Annotated in this window: 12 protein-coding genes; 1 reads left to right on the top strand and 11 read right to left on the bottom strand. The window is 26.5% G+C overall.

Annotated features, from left to right (window positions below):
- Positions 1-165 precede the first annotated feature (165 nt).
- From H625_RS0101665 to H625_RS0101715, 11 genes are all read right to left on the bottom strand, one after another.
- Positions 166-1629 (bottom strand): hypothetical protein, encoded by a 1464-nt coding sequence (locus H625_RS0101665; protein ID WP_026858333.1) that lies wholly within the window; start codon positions 1627-1629, stop codon positions 166-168.
- 35 nt (positions 1630-1664) lie between these two features.
- Positions 1665-3128, bottom strand: a complete 1464-nt coding sequence (locus H625_RS0101670) for a polysaccharide deacetylase family protein (protein WP_026858334.1) — start codon at positions 3126-3128, stop codon at positions 1665-1667.
- Positions 3129-3151: 23 nt separating this feature from the next.
- Complete coding sequence (locus H625_RS0101675; RefSeq protein WP_026858335.1) at positions 3152-3964, bottom strand: alpha/beta hydrolase; 813 nt, start codon at positions 3962-3964, stop codon at positions 3152-3154.
- Between the two features lie 66 nt (positions 3965-4030).
- Positions 4031-5353, bottom strand: coding sequence for a nucleotide sugar dehydrogenase (locus H625_RS0101680; protein ID WP_026858336.1), 1323 nt, complete (start codon positions 5351-5353; stop codon positions 4031-4033).
- A 20-nt stretch (positions 5354-5373) separates the two neighbouring features.
- A complete protein-coding gene (locus H625_RS0101685; protein WP_026858337.1) occupies positions 5374-6954 on the bottom strand; it encodes a glycosyltransferase family A protein in 1581 nt (526 codons plus the stop codon).
- A 28-nt stretch (positions 6955-6982) separates the two neighbouring features.
- The gene (locus tag H625_RS0101690) at positions 6983-8554 is read right to left on the bottom strand and encodes a hypothetical protein (protein ID WP_026858338.1); all 1572 of its coding nucleotides are present in this window, start codon (positions 8552-8554) and stop codon (positions 6983-6985) included.
- 29 nt (positions 8555-8583) lie between these two features.
- On the bottom strand, positions 8584-10167 hold the full coding sequence (locus H625_RS0101695; RefSeq protein ID WP_026858339.1) for a glycosyltransferase family 2 protein: 1584 nt from the start codon (positions 10165-10167) through the stop codon (positions 8584-8586).
- A 409-nt stretch (positions 10168-10576) separates the two neighbouring features.
- Entirely contained in the window at positions 10577-12559 is a 1983-nt protein-coding gene (locus H625_RS0101700; RefSeq protein WP_026858340.1) for a hypothetical protein, read from the bottom strand.
- Positions 12560-12727: 168 nt separating this feature from the next.
- A complete protein-coding gene (locus tag H625_RS0101705; protein WP_026858341.1) occupies positions 12728-14395 on the bottom strand; it encodes a heparinase II/III family protein in 1668 nt (555 codons plus the stop codon).
- 21 nt (positions 14396-14416) lie between these two features.
- Complete coding sequence (locus H625_RS0101710) at positions 14417-16015, bottom strand: heparinase II/III domain-containing protein (RefSeq protein WP_026858342.1); 1599 nt, start codon at positions 16013-16015, stop codon at positions 14417-14419.
- A 45-nt stretch (positions 16016-16060) separates the two neighbouring features.
- Positions 16061-18286: a hypothetical protein gene (locus H625_RS0101715; protein ID WP_026858343.1), complete on the bottom strand. Its 2226-nt coding sequence runs from the start codon at positions 18284-18286 to the stop codon at positions 16061-16063.
- 184 nt (positions 18287-18470) lie between these two features.
- On the opposite strand from H625_RS0101715, the gene H625_RS0101720 reads away from it, so the two are divergent.
- Complete coding sequence (locus H625_RS0101720; protein ID WP_026858344.1) at positions 18471-19442, top strand: accessory Sec system protein Asp2; 972 nt, start codon at positions 18471-18473, stop codon at positions 19440-19442.
- Position 19443 lies beyond the last annotated feature (1 nt).

Raw genomic sequence — 19443 nt, forward strand, 5'->3', positions numbered from 1 at the left:
ACTTACACACAGCTTAGCACAGATGAATTAATAACCATAGAATACTATTTCCATATGAAATTCAAAATTATACAATTTATATAGTATATAAGCTAAGATATTTTTATAATTTTTAAATACTAATGATATACAATTTGCTATATAAATACTGACATGATAATATTCCTAATTTTTATTAATATCTCTTAATTGTTCGTACATGTTATTTACATTATTATCACCAAAGAAGTTTAAGACACTCCAATTTCTATTTATCAACTCTTGAAACATGTAACCGCTTTTTCTTTGGTTATAGTCAAAAGATAATGCAATTTCTAACAATATTCTATGATTAAAAGGGCTTAATGTTTCAAAACAAACATCGTGTGTATTTAGTATTTCTGAGTGCCACCTTGACGCTCTAATTTCCCATACATATAAATCTAATAGATGATATCCATATATATCATCTTCATAATTTAAATCTTCAATAAATTTTTCATAAAGTCGGTCATATTCTTCGAGATTATCATTTTCTTTTAAAAAGCCTTTATATCTTCTATCAAAAGTCAGTTTTAATTGATCAAGGTTGCTTTCTCTGTATCTTTTCTTATACGTACTAGCTTGACCAATTTCATAAAGATTCGATCGTATATGAACTGTCTTATTGTTATAATTTAGATATTTTTTTGATAAATTAATCAAAAACATTGAATGGGGAGCAACAGTATTTTTTCGAATGATAGTATCCTCTTTTTTAGAGAATGAATTTTTAATTTCATGTAAATAACAGTACTTATGCTCAAAATCGAGATTTTCTACTATTTGATTTACTATAGTAAAATCTTTATGTGCTTCTCTTTTTACTGGATTACTTTGATCATTGTTTGGATTAGTTATATAAGTGAAATATAGTATCTGCTCCTTGAAATCTTTAGATAAAGCTAAAGAAAACCTGCTGTCCCCTCCCCCTGATAAAGATAGTAATTTTATATCATAATTATTAATGATATTATTGAAAATTTGAGATGATATCTTTTCATATATCTCAAATTTTTTAGTATCACTTAGTCCTAAGAATCTATTCTTTTCTCTTGGGAAAATGCGGGTATATTTATTGGTATTGAGGTTTAAACTAAAATTAGCAATAGTACTTCTCACTTCGTTATATTTTGTATAATATAAACCATTTGACAAGGCATAAGAGATGCCAGAATGTGAAAAATCAAAGTTATCAATAATTAAATTAACATGAGACGACACCACTAATTTATTTAATACATAATAAGTACTTCTAGTATTTGTTGCATCAGTATAAACATGTACGTCATCGTACAAACTTATAATAATGGTATATCTTCCAGTAATATAGTCTAAAAGATTTAAAAACTCATTGTAGTTTTCTGTGTAAAGTTTCATTAAATTTTCTAGTAATTCTTTTTGATTAAATTGTTGATTGATACCGGCATATAAAAAATCACCGTGAATAATAATAAAACCATAGTCACATTTGAAAGTTTTATTCATAGAGGTATTATCATAATAGTAATTATAATCATTAATTACTTTATGCTTGAAATGTTCTGGAATTTTTTCTAATTTTTGTTTTGAAAAAATAAAACCTCTAGGATATAACTTAATATCCACCAAATCACTCTCTCCTTTATAATTTCTAAATTCAAAAATTAATTACCTAAACGATCAATAGCTTCAGATAAATGTATTACATCCAATTTATATTTTTTTGTTAACTCTAGTATATCTTCGAGATGTTTTATTGAAAATGTATCGTATTGTGCATGTATATTTATGATTAAGCAGCCATTACATTTTATTGCTTTTAGCATATTTCTTTCAATTTTATCTATAGGAGCTTCAAATGCTATACGATTTAATAATAATTTATTAAAGTTATTACTTTTAGGATTGACAATATCGCCATTTGTTTTAGATCCGCTATTAACATATTGTGATGCTATGCTAATAACTTCATCATTTACTTTTCCGAAAGGGTAAATTAAATGACTAGTATTAATATTATGTTTAGTTAAGAAATCTTTACATAATTTTATCTCATTATGTATTTCGTTTTTACTTAATTCGGTGAGTTTAACATGGGAGTGTGTATGATTAACAAACTCTACAACTGAATTGTCTTTAGACATTTCAATGAATTGTTTTTCATTAATTCTATTCTTTGTACCATTTAAAATATGAGCTGAATTTACACCAAAAGTAATTTTTATCTCTTTCTCTTTTGCATATTTATAAAGTATATTGTAACTTTCTTCTCTTGAATCGTCGTCTAAGAGAACTACACTAGCTGTAGAGTTATAATATACATTATCGAACATATATTGAAAGTTTTTACTTTCAAATATTAATGATTTTATTCTGTTAAATTCAACAAATGATAAAGATTTGCCGACATTTTCTTTTTTACTGTAAATTAATTTTATAACATTACCATCGTATATGTTATATTTTTCTAATTTATTTAAAAAGTTGTTGAATTGAGTTTTATAAGTACTATCTTGATCATTCTGAATATAAAATATTTTTGGAGCTATATTACTTTTTCTCATGAGTAAAGTAGTAGAAAATCTTTTTAAGTAAGTATTTAAAACTTTTTTATTCACATTTTCTGAAAATAATGTTTTGTATAATTTATTTTTTTGCTGAACATCAATTTGTTGCACAAAGTTTATAGGATTATGAACTATTGCTGTGGAGTTTTGAATAAATACGCTCATTAAAATAGCTAAAAATCCATTTTCATATTCTCCAGTAAAATAGACATTATTAGGTTTAATATTAAATACCGAATTTACTTTATTAATAATTTCTACATAATCATTAGCATAATGTTTATCAGAATTGCCAATACCAAACCCGTGTTCTAAATTATTTTCTGTAGCAGTAAGATCTTCTATGATTAAATTTGAAAATTTTGAATAATATATGTTCTCTTTTATGTCGGCAACATCTTTTTTGACGTTATTCGTAAATGATATAATTATCTTATCCATATTTGTATTAAAAGACATGAAAATTTTAAATTCTTTATTATTTTTTTTAATTTTAATTATATTATGATTCATAGTAGACATATTTTCTTTAGAGATATCTTGAAAATCAATTGTTTTCATATATAATCTTCCTTTAATCAAATTTAAATTCTATTAAATGTTATTGCAAGATTTAACATATTTAAATAGTCTTCTTTAGGGAGTGGTAAATGACCTCTATAGTCATCTTTATAATTAATTATTTTTAATTTCTCAGTAGAAATGTTATTTCTTTTCAAATCGTCTATAAAAGGAAGTAATTGTTTTTTGACATCTGGTTTAAAAGAAGTATTCTGTATATAGACAATGTTTGGTATATATTTATATTTTAAAATTGAGTCGCAAACTGAAAATCGATAGCTGTGTTCTTCAGTTATTTTCTCTACGTCAGCCTCTACAAAACCATTAAGGATTAAGTTTCTTAGTTTTGTTTTATTATGCCTTCGTAAATCAGTTTGAGGATTTTCTACTATTGCAGTCGATTCTATGTGTCGTGTAGCTAACATTAGAGACATGAAACCTCCCGCACTTGACCCCCAGTAATATACATTTTTAGATTTGATACCCAAAGATTGTTGAAACAATTTAATAATTTCAGAATATTTTTCAATATAATGCTCTTTTTCGGTGCCAATTCCCCACCCTGCTTTGTATTCAGTATTATGGATTGTTTTATCGTCAATGAAAATACAATTAGAATTTAATTCATCATACCAAGAAGAACGATGAAAAACAGGTGGTTCTTTGATATTACGATTTATAGCTCCGTTACTATGTACTAATAACTCAAAACTTTCTTTTTTTAAAAATATTTTAAAGTAAAATTCATTAGATTCAGTAATAACTCTTAAAGTATCTCCATAAGGAATATTTATCAAAAATTCATAATTCAAATCTTGAACTTTTATCTCAAGCATTCGGTTACCTCCTTGATTCTTGCTGTATCAAATTTTTAAAATATTTAGATTAAAGTTAAATTAGTATTACAGTCTCCAATAAGTCAATTCTGAATTATATAAATCTTTAGTATCAAAAATTCCTTTAACATCCACTAAAATTCTTTCTTTTAATGGTAATTTATTATTATAATATTTATCTAAGTCATTTATATTTAATGATTTAAATTCATCGTGAGCAACAGTAAATACTAGACAATCAGCATCTGTAACATCAGAAATGTTTGAAATTTCTATATTATAAAATTCTTTAGCTTCTTTTTTGTCTGCTTGCTCATCTACAAAAGTCACTTCTATACCATATTCTTTTAATGCAGCTACAATATCAAAAACTTTTGAATTCCTAGTGTCAGGACAGTTTTCTTTGAATGTTACACCAAATATAACAACCTTCGCTTTACGGACTATCTTATCAGTTTCAATCAGTTTCTTTATAATAGCTTGAGCAATAAAACTACCCATAGAATCATTTATTTTTCTACCTGCCTGAATTATTTGACTATGATACCCCAGTTTCTCTGCTTGATATAAAAAGTAATAAGGATCGACACCTATACAATGCCCCCCAACTAAACCTGGAGTAAATGGTAGTGAATTCCACTTAGTTTTCATTGCTGTGACAACATCATTAGTGTCAATATTCATCATGTCAAAAACCTTTGCCAATTCATTCATGAAAGCAATGTTTATATCTCTCTGACTATTTTCAACTACTTTAGCAGCTTCTGCTACCTTAATTGAATTTGCTTTATGCGTGCCTGCTGTAATTACAATTTCATAAACATCAGCAATAACGTTTAATGAATCTGTGTCAACGGCAGAAACTATTTTCACAATTTTATCTAGAGTGTTTACTTTGTCTCCAGGATTAATTCTTTCAGGTGAATATCCTACCTTAAAATCTTTTCCACATACTAATCCTGATTCTTTCTCTAAAATTGGTATACATACATCCTCTGTAACACCTGGATAGACTGTAGACTCATAAACTACATATGCATCTTTTTTAAGATTACGACCAATCATTCTTGAAGCACTTTCTACTGGATATAAATCTGGAGTTTTATCTGAGTTAATAGGAGTAGGAACTGATACTATATGAAAATCAACATTTTTTAAATCTTCTTCATTGTATGTGAAATCTACTGTTGTATTTTTCACGACATGGTCTCCAACCTCTTTAGTTGGATCATATCCTTTTTTATATGTGTTTATTTTGTCTTTATTTGTATCAAAGCCTACAACATTTATTTTTTTTGCAAATTCAACTGCAATTGGAAGACCTACATAGCCTAATCCAATCACTGCTAATTTCGCTTTTTTTTGTAATAATAGATTTTTAATATCCAAATCAAGCACCTCTTTATATATTATTTTAGTGATACATAGGACCTTGGGTCGCCATAACCAACAATATTAGCATTTTTCAACATTGATAAATCTTCTACTTGCCAGGTATGATTTGTTGAGTCACTTGAGCGGTATACACATAATTCAAAAGGATGACCAATATATAGTGTTCCATCCCCTTCTAATAATCTTCTGATAAAGTTAGTATCAACTGCTCTAGGTATATTATCAAATTTGATTTTCCTCATGGTGTCTGAATTAGTCATAATAGTCGCTCCCATAACAAAATCTCCGAACTTTTGATTTTCGCCCATATTTCGTTTTGCTATGATATTTTTAGATTCAAAGTAATAAAAACATTCTGATTTACCAACTAATTCAGCACCACTATACTTTAATGCCAACCATTGATCAATTATATAATTTTCAAAATAAAAATCATCGTCATCAACTTTAGTGATGATAGGATAATTACAATTATCTATAGCTAAATTCAAACAATTCCCTAGAGACATGTTGGAGTCCATATCAAAAATATTCAAATTAAAATCAGCATTATTTATTAGTTTCATTTTCTCTTCGTTAGTTAACACAAAACCATGAGTTACTAAATTAATTTCAAGTTTTACATATTTTTGTTCATTCATTCGCTTTAAATAATCAGTTAGATTCTCTTTTCTGTTGGTAGATGTAATAATACTTACATGAGGTGTTATATCTTTATTTAGTTGAGAATCTAAAAAATCTTTTAGATTCTGTTTTAATAAAAAACTATTATTAATTAATGCTTCTCTTTGTCTTAATACTATTTCTTTAAATAAATGATTTGGATTTTTCAAATACATAGATATTTTATTATTCAATGTTGAGAAATCTTCAGTGATAAATAATTGTTCGTCGAGTTCAAATTTATGATCATATATAATATATGTTGTTGTTATATAACAAATATATTCTATATACTTTAACGTAATTTGATCTAATTGATTAGTATTGTCGATGTATAATATCTTAGTATCTCTAATTTTTTCAAATAATTCTTCCAATATTTTTCTCGTGATTTTTGGACTTGTTAAATTACTTATTAAAAGTTCTTCTTTTTGATTATATTTTCGTTTCTGTAAAGTTTTATTTGGTCGTCCAATATTTAAATAAACAATATCTGAAGTCATCTTTGAATCAATAGGATTAAATATATTTTGATTAATTAAGATTGGCGTCTCTACGATAAATTCGTTATTCAAATAACTTTCTATTTGAGGATTAACAACCATAATAAATGCTTTTTTAAATATTTGGGCTACTTCTAATGTAGTATTTTTTATAACACAAATATTTTTATTGTTATTTTTTAAATAATTAATTAAATTTCCTCTATTTTTTCTATACCACTCATGATCTGATTCAAATAAATCATTATCAATAAACACAGTATCAATACCATTTAATTCAATATCTTCTATATAATTTTCATTTGAAAGTTTTAGCAAATTATATGAGTCTGAAAGATATTGTTCTGAAAATAAAGTAGTTATTATACCAACATGTCCTGTTGTATTAAATTCATTCCAACTTCTTTGACTTTGTATCAATTCTTTCATTAAAATCATCCATTCTATATTCATAAGTTTAATTTATACTTAGCGATGCACTTGGTTCTCCGTAGAATAATATATCTGCTGACCGAAGTAAATGTGTATCTGGAGCTTGCCATGTGTGAGACTCTTTATCATTATCTCTAAAAATACAAAACTCATAAGGATGATTACAATATATAGTTCCATTGTCTGCTTTTACTCTTCTCAAAATATCTGAGTCAACTGCTTTAGGTATCTCGCTAAATCTATATTTTTTAATAAATTCTGATTCGCTAAATATTGTGGCTCCTGCTACATATTCAGAATAAATGTATTCTCTTGACGAAAAACGTTGAACTGTTAAATCTAACTCTTCTAGATATACAAATTGTGAATATTTCCCAACGATATCTGCTTTACTATATTCCAATGCAATCCATGAATCAATAAGGTAGTTAGGGTAATAAAAATCATCATCATCTATTTTAGTAAAATATTTAAAAGATATTTCATCAATACACATATTTAAACATGCACCGAATACTATATTTGATTTAGCACTTATTATGCTTAACGAGAAATTAGCTAGATTATATAGTTCTTTTTTTTCAATTTCTGTTAACTCAAATCCATGTGTTAGCAATATTGACTCTAATTTTATATCGTTTTGCTGGTTCAGACGCTTTATATAATTTTTAAGAGTCCATTTCCTCTTTGTAGACGTAATAACACTAATCGTGATTTCTTCTTTCACAGTATCCCCATTAATCAAATTAGGCAGTCCTTTGTATTGCATCAAACTATTTTTTAAAAAGGTCACCCGATTATTACTAATCATCTTATGGTCATTATGTACTCCTGGATTTAAAAAAGATTGCAAGTAATTTATATTTGTTTCTTCATCAGACGAATGCACATTAAATTTCAAATCAAAATCAAACTCACTATCGATAATCATAATTGTTTTTTGTGCTGCGCACAGCAATTCTAAATTTAACAAGAATCTTTTGTTTACAATATTTGAGTTAAGAAAATATACTACTTTATATTTTTTGATTTTTAACGATAAATTCTTGATGAAACTTCTTGAAATATTATCACTTTTAAGAAATTCAATTGTTGGTTTCACAATTTTTATAAATTTTTTAAATTCGTCAGATAATTCAGTTTCTCCGCTATTTAAATCTATGATTAAAATATCTTTTATTTTCTTACTATCAATGGGATTATACTTTTTTTCATTTATTAAGAGTGGGGTCATAAGTGCATCATTTGTGTATGAAAACTTATCACCATTATCCACAGACATATTAATTTGAAAACATTCTTTATCTATTATTTTTGTGTCATCACTATTATTAATTATGATTATATTGACATTTAGTTTTTTAAAGTATTGAATTCTTTCGTCAAGATTAAATACCACCCAAGGATGATCTTCTTCATAAAGTTGTTTTTCAATAAAAACTACTTCTATTTTGTTTTTTTCTATTAAATCTTCACATTCTCCAAAATCCATTTTTTTAGTAATGAAATCTCTCTGTATAACTTGTTCTGTAAGAAAGTTAGTTAGAACACCTACAGTCTGGAATTTAGATAGTCGCGGTTTTTTATTAAATAACAATACATTCACTCCAATATTAAGTGTAAAAATCACTCAGTAGAAATTGTTTGGTTCGGTGTACCATAATATAATACATAAGCATCTTTTAAAAATCGACTATCGTTTACTTGATATGTGTGCCCTAATTTATCACTTGCTCTATACACACACATATCATAAGGATGAATACTGTATATTCTACCCCCATCTTCTCTAATTCTAATAATAAAATCTGAATCTACATGACGTGGGATATCACTAAATTTATATTTTTTCATTGTTGATGATTTACAGAGTATCGTATTTCCTTTAACTTCTCTAACGTCTTTAAATTGGAAATCCATTCTTCTCTGTCCAACAAGATTATTGTTTTCTAAATAAAAGAAAAACGCATTCTTTCCTACTATACTTGCTGATGAATATCTAATTCCTAAATATAAATCTATTAGAAAAGTAGAAAAGTAAAAATCATCATCATCCATTTTAATCACATAATCATAATTAATATAATCTACACATTTATTTAAACAGTTCCCAAATGATGTTGATTCTTTTTCTGATAATACTTTTAAATTAAATTGAGAAAGCGATTTTAATTCTATTAATTCTTTCCTATTTAACTCATAACCATGAGTTAGTAAAATGACTTCAATATTTACATGTTGCTGTTTATTCAAATCAGTAAAAAGTGCTTTTAAATTCTCTTTCCTTTTAGTTGTTATGATTACACTTATATTTGCTTTTTTCTTTACTTCAACAAAATCATTAGTTATTAACTTTATAATATTTTCAAAAAATATGTACGAATTATTTATCAAAACATCTCTTGTTTTCTTTAATATTATTTTATTCAGAAATATTTTATTATTCAGAAATGCTCTTACTAAATCTGATGTAACTTGATAGTTTTCGACTTTAATTGAATGTGACTTTTCAAGTTTCTTTGGTGTATCAATGAATGTCAAAGTATTTTGAAGTGTAGCATTAATTTCTAAAAAGCTCAGTAACGTCGCATCTAAATTACCATTATCTTTAACAAAAAATAATTTAGAGTGTTTGATTGACTGAATTAAACGTTTTATTACTTCTCTAGTTATCATAGCTGGTTCTGATTTTTTTATTATAGGTTTAAACTTTTTATGATATTCTTCTAATTCAGTAGGAAAGGAAAAATGACCTTCTGTAAAATATATGATATCAATATTTCCGGTATTATTTACAGGATTGATTTCTTTTTCATTAACTACAATTGGTATTGATATTGAATTATCTGAGATAGATGTTGTCGTCAAGTTATAATCAATAATAATTTTAGAATAAGATTTTAATTCTTCTGGAATTATTCTATCTACTGTAGAAATAACTATAATATTGATATTCATATTCTTTAATTCTGAAAGTAATAAACTGTATGATTGATTAAACCATTCGTTGTCGCCTTCATATATATTATCTTCTATTAATACTGTTTTTATATCCTTACTCTCTAATATGCTATGAAAAGTATTTAAAGTTAGTTGATATAATTCTAAGCCTTGAGAAAATATATGTTCTGTAACATAATTAGAGATAATCCCTACTTTTTCGTTTAAAGATAGTCTTGATTTTTCTAATATATCTATATTTTTATACATTAATTTTGCACCGCCAATATATTTTTCACTAAAATCATAACATATAATTTAAAATTATATGTTATGACATTCACTTAAATCCTTCTATATAAATGTATACTGCAAGTCTCACGTATTAGATATTTTTTTCCTGTCATTACTCTCAGTTATGGAAGGCTACCGCCCTCTTTCCTCGAAAATAGAAAGAAAGTCTAGTAAATTCTTTCGTAATAAGGACTACGATAAAGATTAGAAGTGATTTGATCATCTATCATATAAAATAATGACTTCCTAATAATTTAAGTACTAGGTATAAATTATCTATTTCAATAAAGAAATAATAAAATGGGGGGATATTATATAGGATTTTAATATTCAACTTTTTTTTGTCCTCAAATACAATTATATGTAACATTCGTTTAAGAAAAATTTAATTATTATATATATTCCTTTGATTAAATTTTTCTATAATTTTTTTCATTTCATAAATAATTGTAAATGGATTAGTTGATACTGCTGTTATTGGAGATATTTTATTTGTTGAGATTTCTTCTACATTAGTAATGAATAAAGTTGAAGCACTCTCCCAAGATTTTTTTGTAATGTCTTTTAATGGCTTAAGTGCAAATGTTACTATATCATCCTTATTTAAATTGAATAACTTTATATTCGATTCTAAATTCCATTGAGTTATATCATCACTAATAATTAAATTATTATTTATATATATTTCAAAATTAATATAACCTTTAGCTTTGCTATTAAAATATTTATTAAGATAATAGATATCTAATATTCCTCTTTGATTTGTGAATACTATACTAGTTTGTACACTATAATTTTTTTTCAAATATTTCAATGGAATAAATAGTTTGTTCTCACTCGTTTGAATTTCTTTAACAAATTTATCTTTTTTATAAATAGAGAATCTACTAAAAAAAACATAATTCGCTCTATCTTTATGCTTTTCATATAAATTTTCCTTCTCATTTTTTCCGTAAAAATTTAAGATAGGAAAGTTTCTATTAATTAATTCTTCAAACATATAACCCGACCTGCGTTGGCGTCGAGAGTATGACAAAGATATATCAATCATTGCTCTCATATTAAATGGCATTACTGTTTCAAAACAAACATCATTTTCATTTAATATTTCAGAATGCCATCTCCCCATTCTATTTTCCCAATAATATAAATCTAATACGTGATAGTCAAATAGATTTTTATCATATCCAAAGTTTTTTATTCCATTTTCAAAAATTGAATCGATGTCTTTCTCAGTAATTTCTTTTTCATATTTTTTCATATTATGTTTGAAAGTTGATTTAATTTCATCTATTGTATTCTCTCTATCTCTTGCTAAAAAATATGCTTGTCCTATTTCCAGTGGGGTCCCTCTCATATGCATTACTTTAAACTGTGGGAATGACTCTAAATAGAAATTTATTAGGAATCTACCATGTGGTTTAAATGCATTTTTATTAAGTATTTCTTTTTGTTCTGATGTTAACAAAAATTTATTTTTATCAAAATAAAAGAATTCATGGTTCAATCTCACGTCTTTCAAAATTTGCTTAACAATATATTGATCATTACTTAATACAGAAGTATATTTACTACTATGAGACTCTCCTTCTGTAGTTGAATAGGTGAAAAACTTCATTTTATCTAAATGTTCTCTCGCCATAGCTAAACTCACTCTACTGTCAGCGCCACCGGTGATAGAAAAGATTATATTTTCATACTTTTCACAATAGTATTCGACTTGTTTCTTCCACAATTTTTCCATTAATTCTAATTTTGATTTATGTGAAAAACTATTATATTTATTTATTGCTCTAGGGAAAAACCTTTCTCTTTTCTTAGAAATTAAATCGATTTTAAAATTTGGACTAATACTTTTAATACCTTCATAAGGAGTCGTATTCCAATGATAAGTTAACAAAGAGGCTTGTTCTCCAAATTTATACAATTCATGCTCTTCAATATCGTTTAATAAGTTAGCATGTGACGAAGCTAATATACTCTCCTCAGAGTAGTATGTCGTTCGAGAACTGGTTGCATCAGGATAAACTTCAACTTTTAATTCATTACCGATTACAACAACATATCGTCCTCCAATATAATCAAGTGTATCTAAAAAAGAATCATAGTTATTTTGAAACTGTTTTAGTAATGTCTCTAACAGATTATTTTCTTTATCTTGATAATGATTAATATACGTATAATGACCATGAATAATAATAAAATGATTATTTTCTTCAAAATATGATACTTCTGCATTTTGATCGTAGGAAAAATTAAATCGATCTAGTATATTTTTACTAATATAATATGAAGGTACATTTTTTATTAATCGATCAGAAAATACAAAACCGTTCGGATATAAACGAAATTTATTAATATTAATCACCCCTACTCTAAATTTATAGTATATAATGCTTGAAAATAATATGTTAAATTTTCACTTAATGAAATAAAAGAATGTCTAACTTACTAGTATAAGTTAAACGCTCCGAATTAAAACTCATCAACACTAATTGTATTGTATAGTTTAAGTAATAATCCCTAAAGGATAACTTTATATTCTTTGCAGATTTATTATCGTTAGATTATTATTTATAATGAATTCTAAAGTATTTTTATCAACTTTTACATCTTTTAACTCTACTTTACTGTCATCAAATAACGACGTTATAAACGATGTTTCTACACTATTTTTTCTAAATTCAATTTGGTGAGTACTCAGTAAGACATTAAACTTTTCGGAGTAAAAACCTCTATTTTCATCTTCTTTTGAGTAATACTTACTTAACGTGCGTTCAGTATGTTCTTGTAATCTTAAGAATTTACCTTCATTAGTTTTTATTAAAAACTCATTATTACCTTCCTGGTTTATTTCGACATCAGGATGCAAATTGAAGTTTTGACCCATAAATTGTCTTTCACTTGATTTATATCTATCTATAACTATAAATCCGTATTGCTCAAAATATATAATATCTCTAAAGATTTCAATATTAACAAATAAATGATTTATACCAGCAAGGTGCACATACGTATCATTTTCATAAACAAAATTAATCCTCATTTTTTCTATGTCATAAACTACATCGCCCAAGTTATATTTACTATTCATTTTATAAATAGTAGAATGCCCCTGAGGTGAGCTTATAAATGTTCTTTTAGGATTCCTTCTATCATAAGTATACTTCCCGGAATCTATTAATATATCTTCACCTTCATAGAAGTAATTAATTGATAAATCATCATGATGTTTATGAGACGTGAGTAAGTAGCCTGATTTAAAAGAAAACCAATTTGATTTACTTAAATCTTTCGGATTTTTAGTATTAATAATTGCTAATCCTGCTTGATAATCTACAAAGTTTTCATAGTTCTTTTCAAAACTAGCTACATTCAAACCTGTGTCACCTATTAAAGGATATGTTAAATCAGGCTTAACTATTTTACGGTTATTTAAAAAACTTTTTTCAATAATCTTTCTGCATGTAGAATCGAATTTCAGGTCCATCATATCGACTAATCTTATAAATCTACTAGATAGATTTTGTGTTAATCTATGATACTCTGGTGAGTTTTCTAAGTTATAACTTCTACTCGAAAATAATTTATATATTATTCTTTCCATACGTAGAATTGCTTTTTCCTGAAATAACTCTGCTGTATCTTTATCAGTAATAAAATTACTTAAAAATAATAGTGCTTCATCACTCATCATGCCGTGGTTATTTTCAGAATAATGTTCTTTCATCGCTAAAAATTTACAGTGTTTTTTGGTTATATCTTCAAAAACACTTTTTTCTAATTTAAACTGTTCAGGTACGTTTGTTTGAAAATAAACGATGTTTTTCATTCTACTCGCAGCGCTGTGATCTTTCCAGGCTGAGTTTTTAGTTTCAAAGGATTTATTTTCTTTGCTGTTTAACCATTCTTCAATAACTTCTTTAGCCTTAACTAAATATTTCTCTTCATTTTTTGCTAAATAACTATTGGTCAAATATCTAACCATATGTAAGCAATGTAAATAGACTTGGTAAGTAGCTCTTGCATGGTCGTGCTTATAATTCCAATTAATTTTATTATCAAATTTTACTGCATCAAACTTACCAAAAAATACATACTCATTTTCTAGAGCTTTCTCTGATTTTTTACTATGAGTTATCTTTTTATTGAACCCATTATGTTGATTTAATTTATTTAACTGCTTTTCAGTTAACGAAAACATCTAATCACCTAATTATTTATTTTATAAATCTATACTGTATCTTTGTCCATTGCATGTGAAATTTAATAATTTGTTTTCAAATTTCATATTTTCTACTTTTATATTTTCTTCTGTAACGTAAGTTAGAAAAGTCGTGGATTTACCTGACTGTTCAAATACGATTCGTTTATTCTCTTGATATTTAGCAAATTTATAAGAAACAAAACCTTTCTCTACATTACTCGATAATTCTTTGTTATGAAGTTTTAAAGATTCTATATTATAAATTCTCTCATTCAGTTTAACTTTATATCTTTCCTCAGAGATCTTTTCAATCTCTGCCTCAGGATTTAAATTGAAATTTTGGTGAATTGTTTCCATATCTTTCGAAATCACTCGATCAATGATTATAAGCGCTGGATCATTAGTAATAATCACCGTTCTATTTATATTTAGATTCTCATATAATTTGTTTACTCCTGTGATTATCCTATAATCCTTAGTTGAATAATACTTGGTAATTTTTAAATCATTCGAGTCTGCAAATGGATTACTTAATTTGTATGTTTTATTTTTAATAGAAACAGTAGTATGAGCTTTCGGCGAAAGTAAGTATTTTCTAATAGGTTCATTGGCATCATATGAATATTTACCTGGATCTATAAATAAATCATGTCCGTTTAAATAATAAGTTAATGAGAGATCATCTAAGTGTTTGTGTGTTTTACTTTGATAACCACATCTAAAGGTTAAATAAGTGCTGTTTTTTAATTCCACTTTCGATTTTCTTTGTAATACAGCTAAACCTGCATCATAATCAACTAAATTAGAAAATCTTTTTACTATGTTTTTTTCCATAATTTGTCCTGTGTCCCCAAGCATTGGGTATTCCAGGTTTGGTTTTATCATATAAGATTTAAAATCCTCAGCTAATGTATATAAATTTTTAAACTGAGCATCTAACTTTATACCTTTTTCTTTTAAAGTATTCATTATTTTTCTGTAAATAATAATTACCATTCGATGATATTCTGGTGAGTTTTCAAGATGTAATCCTTTTCTTGAGAAATCCCTATACAAGGATAATCGTATTCGATATAAAGCTTTTTCTTCATATACTTTTCTTAGTTGTGCATCTCCAATATAATCCGATGCTCTCAATAAGGCATTATCCATCATTAACCCATGATTATTCATTTTGTAATTTTTTTCATTATTTAAAAATTCGCAATGGTCGATTATTATTTGATTAAATATTTTCTTATTCAATTTATAAGAGCGAGTATGTTCCTGGAAATATATTATATTAATTATTCTGCTTGCCACTGGGTGCTCTGCCCAAGCGTAATTCTTCTCATCATTTGATCTATTTTTTTTATTCCAATCCAATATTATATTTCTTATTTCCTTCATTAAATTTTCATCTTCATTGTGAACTGCTAATTCTGTGAATACAGTTATAAAATTTAATGAATGTAAATATGTTTGATAAGTATTCTGATTATCTGGATGTTTATAGTTCCAATCAATTCCATTAATAACATCAATAGGCTTAAAACTGCTTTTAATTATTAAAGAACCTTTCCTATAACTATCCACTTGCCTTGTTAATACTTTTAGTTTCGCTTCATTTATTTTCATTAATTAACCCTCATAATATACTATAATTTTTAACAACTGGTTATATTATTCAGTTTTTGCAAAAAAGTATTTAATTTCAAAAGCTTCATCTATTTCATTGGGTACTTTAATTGCTACTTTGTAATTATTAGCGTCCAATGGTACTGATACAGTGCCTTTAAGATTAGACTTAACATCGTTTATAGCAGACTTAAACCATTTAGTTTCGATTTTATTATTATCTTTAAAGAAAATTACACAATATCTGAAATTGATAGTTTTTCTACTTTCAATAAACATATTAAAAGAGATTTTCTTTCTATCTTTAATATTTGCTTTTTCATTTTCAGTACCTTTACTTATATTTTTACTAAATGTAGTTAAGTATCTGTTTTTATTTACTTCATTATTAACTGACACGGTGTATTTATTATTATAGTTTGATAATGTTAAACCATTATTAATAGTATTAATTTCTGGCATTAAATCTGAAGTTGTTGGTACAATGTTTACTTCATTAATCACTGTTTGAGGTATTTTAATATTTATATTTTCCGCTGATATTTTTTGACCTTCTATGTAATTAATATATGAAAATAGTGATAAAGCAGCCCACATAAATTTTAGATACTTATTCGAAAGCCCTTTTTCAAATGTGTTTTTAAGCTCTTCATAATTGATAACTTGATAAATTACGTGGTTAGGATCTGACAGCAATATCTCTTTAAATTTATTACGAACAATATCATTTTCTTTAAGTGTTAAGTTTCTCCAATTGTAATTAGCCATTTTGGTCATCGGGTATAATGGAGCTCTGCTTAACCAGCTGGAATAATTTTCAGGTCTCATCGGCTGTTCTTTCTCGAATCCCCATCTGCTGCCAACAATTGGTAATTTAGAAATCTCCTCGTTAAGTTTATTAGTTAATGTATATTGAGTGAATCCATTATCTAAATAATCTTTTTTCACCTTCATAATACTTTTTGAGAAGTGATTATCATAATATGGTGAATAAATATCACTTGAATAAGCCTTTGCTAATCTAGTGCCGCTGGTCCATCTCCCATTTCGGTAAAACAAAGCATGTTTATACTGTGCATTTTGGAAGTCGCTCGTCACTAAGCTTTCTAAAAAATGCTTATATTCTTTAGATACACCTTCTACTAATAAGTTATCGAGAGGTAAGAACCTTTTAACCATTTCTGCTTTGGGATTATCCGGTTTGAGATTATTTAAATTACTGTAACCACCCTTCATGGATAATGCAGCAACTCCGGTCACACCTATATTCCCTTTAAAGGATGGCTGATAGCTTATATTTTCATAACCATATACTTGTCCGGAAGTAGCTACCATAGCACCTAAGGCTTTCTTTTCTAAATTCACTGTTAATCCTTTAGCATCCATGATTTTTGGTTCTGTAATTTTGTGTTTTAATCTCAGTTTACTTGCTATCATTTCTGCAACTTTCACATCAGGATTATCAAGAAAACCTCTTGTATTTGTATTGACTTTGTAACCTGCTTCTAAAAGACCAAGTAAAGCAAGGCGGCTGTCTTTACCTCCAGTAATTCCAATATTTATTTTATTATTTTTGGGGACTGCTTTAAAAGCATCTATATAGTTTTGTTTTAATAAATTATTAAATTCACTACTTGGTTTAATAGTAGAAATCTCTTCTATAGAATTATCTACGTTATGTAGTGCTACACCATTGTTATTTATGGTCATTTCACTATTCGGTGGAACAACTTTTATTCCTTTAAATAATGTGTTTTCATCTGCAAAGTAACCATTCATTAGAAATGAAACACTATTTTTAATTTCTATTTCGGGCTCGTACCTTTCAGCATTTGAAAGGGCACTGACAATGAGAGGATCAGTACCTATTACGATTTGATCTGGAGTCTCTCTATAAAAAATATTATCAATTCTAAAGATATGAGTGAAAAACTTCATCTCATTCTTTGAAAAATCTGCAAGTGCTAGTGCAAATGCACCTTTTAATTCGCTTACATATTTTCTTAACTTTTCTTCTTCAAGGTTAAATAATTTATTAGTTATTTTATCGATATCATCTACAAATTGCCCAATGAGAGAGATATTCTTCGAACTTTTGGTACTCTCTTTTGACAACTCACTTTCATTAGTATATAAATAACATTTTAGTTTTGCATTCTCATTATAATTGAAATGATGTTCTGTTTGTTTAAGATTATTAATATATTTTATTATATTTTTAGAATCATGATTAATATTTTTTTTTTGAAATATATACAGGAATCCTTTCATAAGTACAATACCTCACATTTTTTTATTACTTATATTTTACCACAACTTGATTACATAATTAACGCTTCTATAAATAGAACGAATAATTATGATTTTCAATTTTATTATTTATAATTAAAAGATGACATAGTTTTAATTTTTATATATAGTTATATAATATACGAATAAAGGATGAAATATATTGATGAAAGTTTTATTTAACCCATTTGATGAATACATTATTGATGAAAAATCTAGATTGATAATTAGAGATAAAATAAATAATATATACGTATTAAAAAAAGTGATAGATAAAAGAGAAAAATACAATCTTGATATATCTAAATACAAGCCTTATTGGAATTTCAAATATAAATATCAAGTCCGTGGTCTCGATAAGAGAACTGGAGAAGAAAGATGGATTGATAAAACTAATTACAAAGTTCTTTATCCTGAAAAAGTAAATGAAGACGGAATGAAATATCTACTGTTTGAAGAGCAGAGAAGTGACAAATTATTAGTTGTTTTTCAAGCAATAAATAAAAACCCTTCTTATAACTACGTAAGAACATTATCAGAATTTTCAGTTAATAAATTATTTATTAAAGATGATTATGGTAAAGATAAAGCAACAAGAAGCTCATATTATATAGGTAGTAATAAGAATACTTCCATTTCTCAGGCAACTCAAAAATTAATAGAAGAAATAACTGATGATTTATCAATAGATAAAACTAATACTATTTTCGTTGGATCTAGTAAAGGTGGCTTCGGAGCGTTATACCATGGTTTCCTTTTTGGTGCTGGACATATAATTGTTGGCGGCCCTACAGTCTTGTTAGGACAACAGCTGAGTCGATTCAAAGAAAGGAACTCAATCCCTACAAGTATTTTCAAAAGTCTTATAGGTGAAATAACAAGTGAAAACATAGCTTGGGCAGATAACTTAATGAAAAATGCCATCATAAATTCTGAATCTCCTCATCCTTCTGTAAAAATACATGTTGGCCTTTGGGACACATTCTATCAGAATCATGTTATCCCTTTCATGGAGTTAACGAATAAATGTGATATTAAAGATGTCGAATTAAATATTAAACCTTATAGTAATCACTCAGAATTAGCTACACATTTCCCTCCCTTTTTAAAAAACAATATATATAATATTATAAATTAAA

Origin of the sequence: Jeotgalicoccus psychrophilus DSM 19085 (genome assembly GCF_000425845.1) — a bacterium.
In the GTDB taxonomy this organism is placed as follows: domain Bacteria; phylum Bacillota; class Bacilli; order Staphylococcales; family Salinicoccaceae; genus Jeotgalicoccus; species Jeotgalicoccus psychrophilus.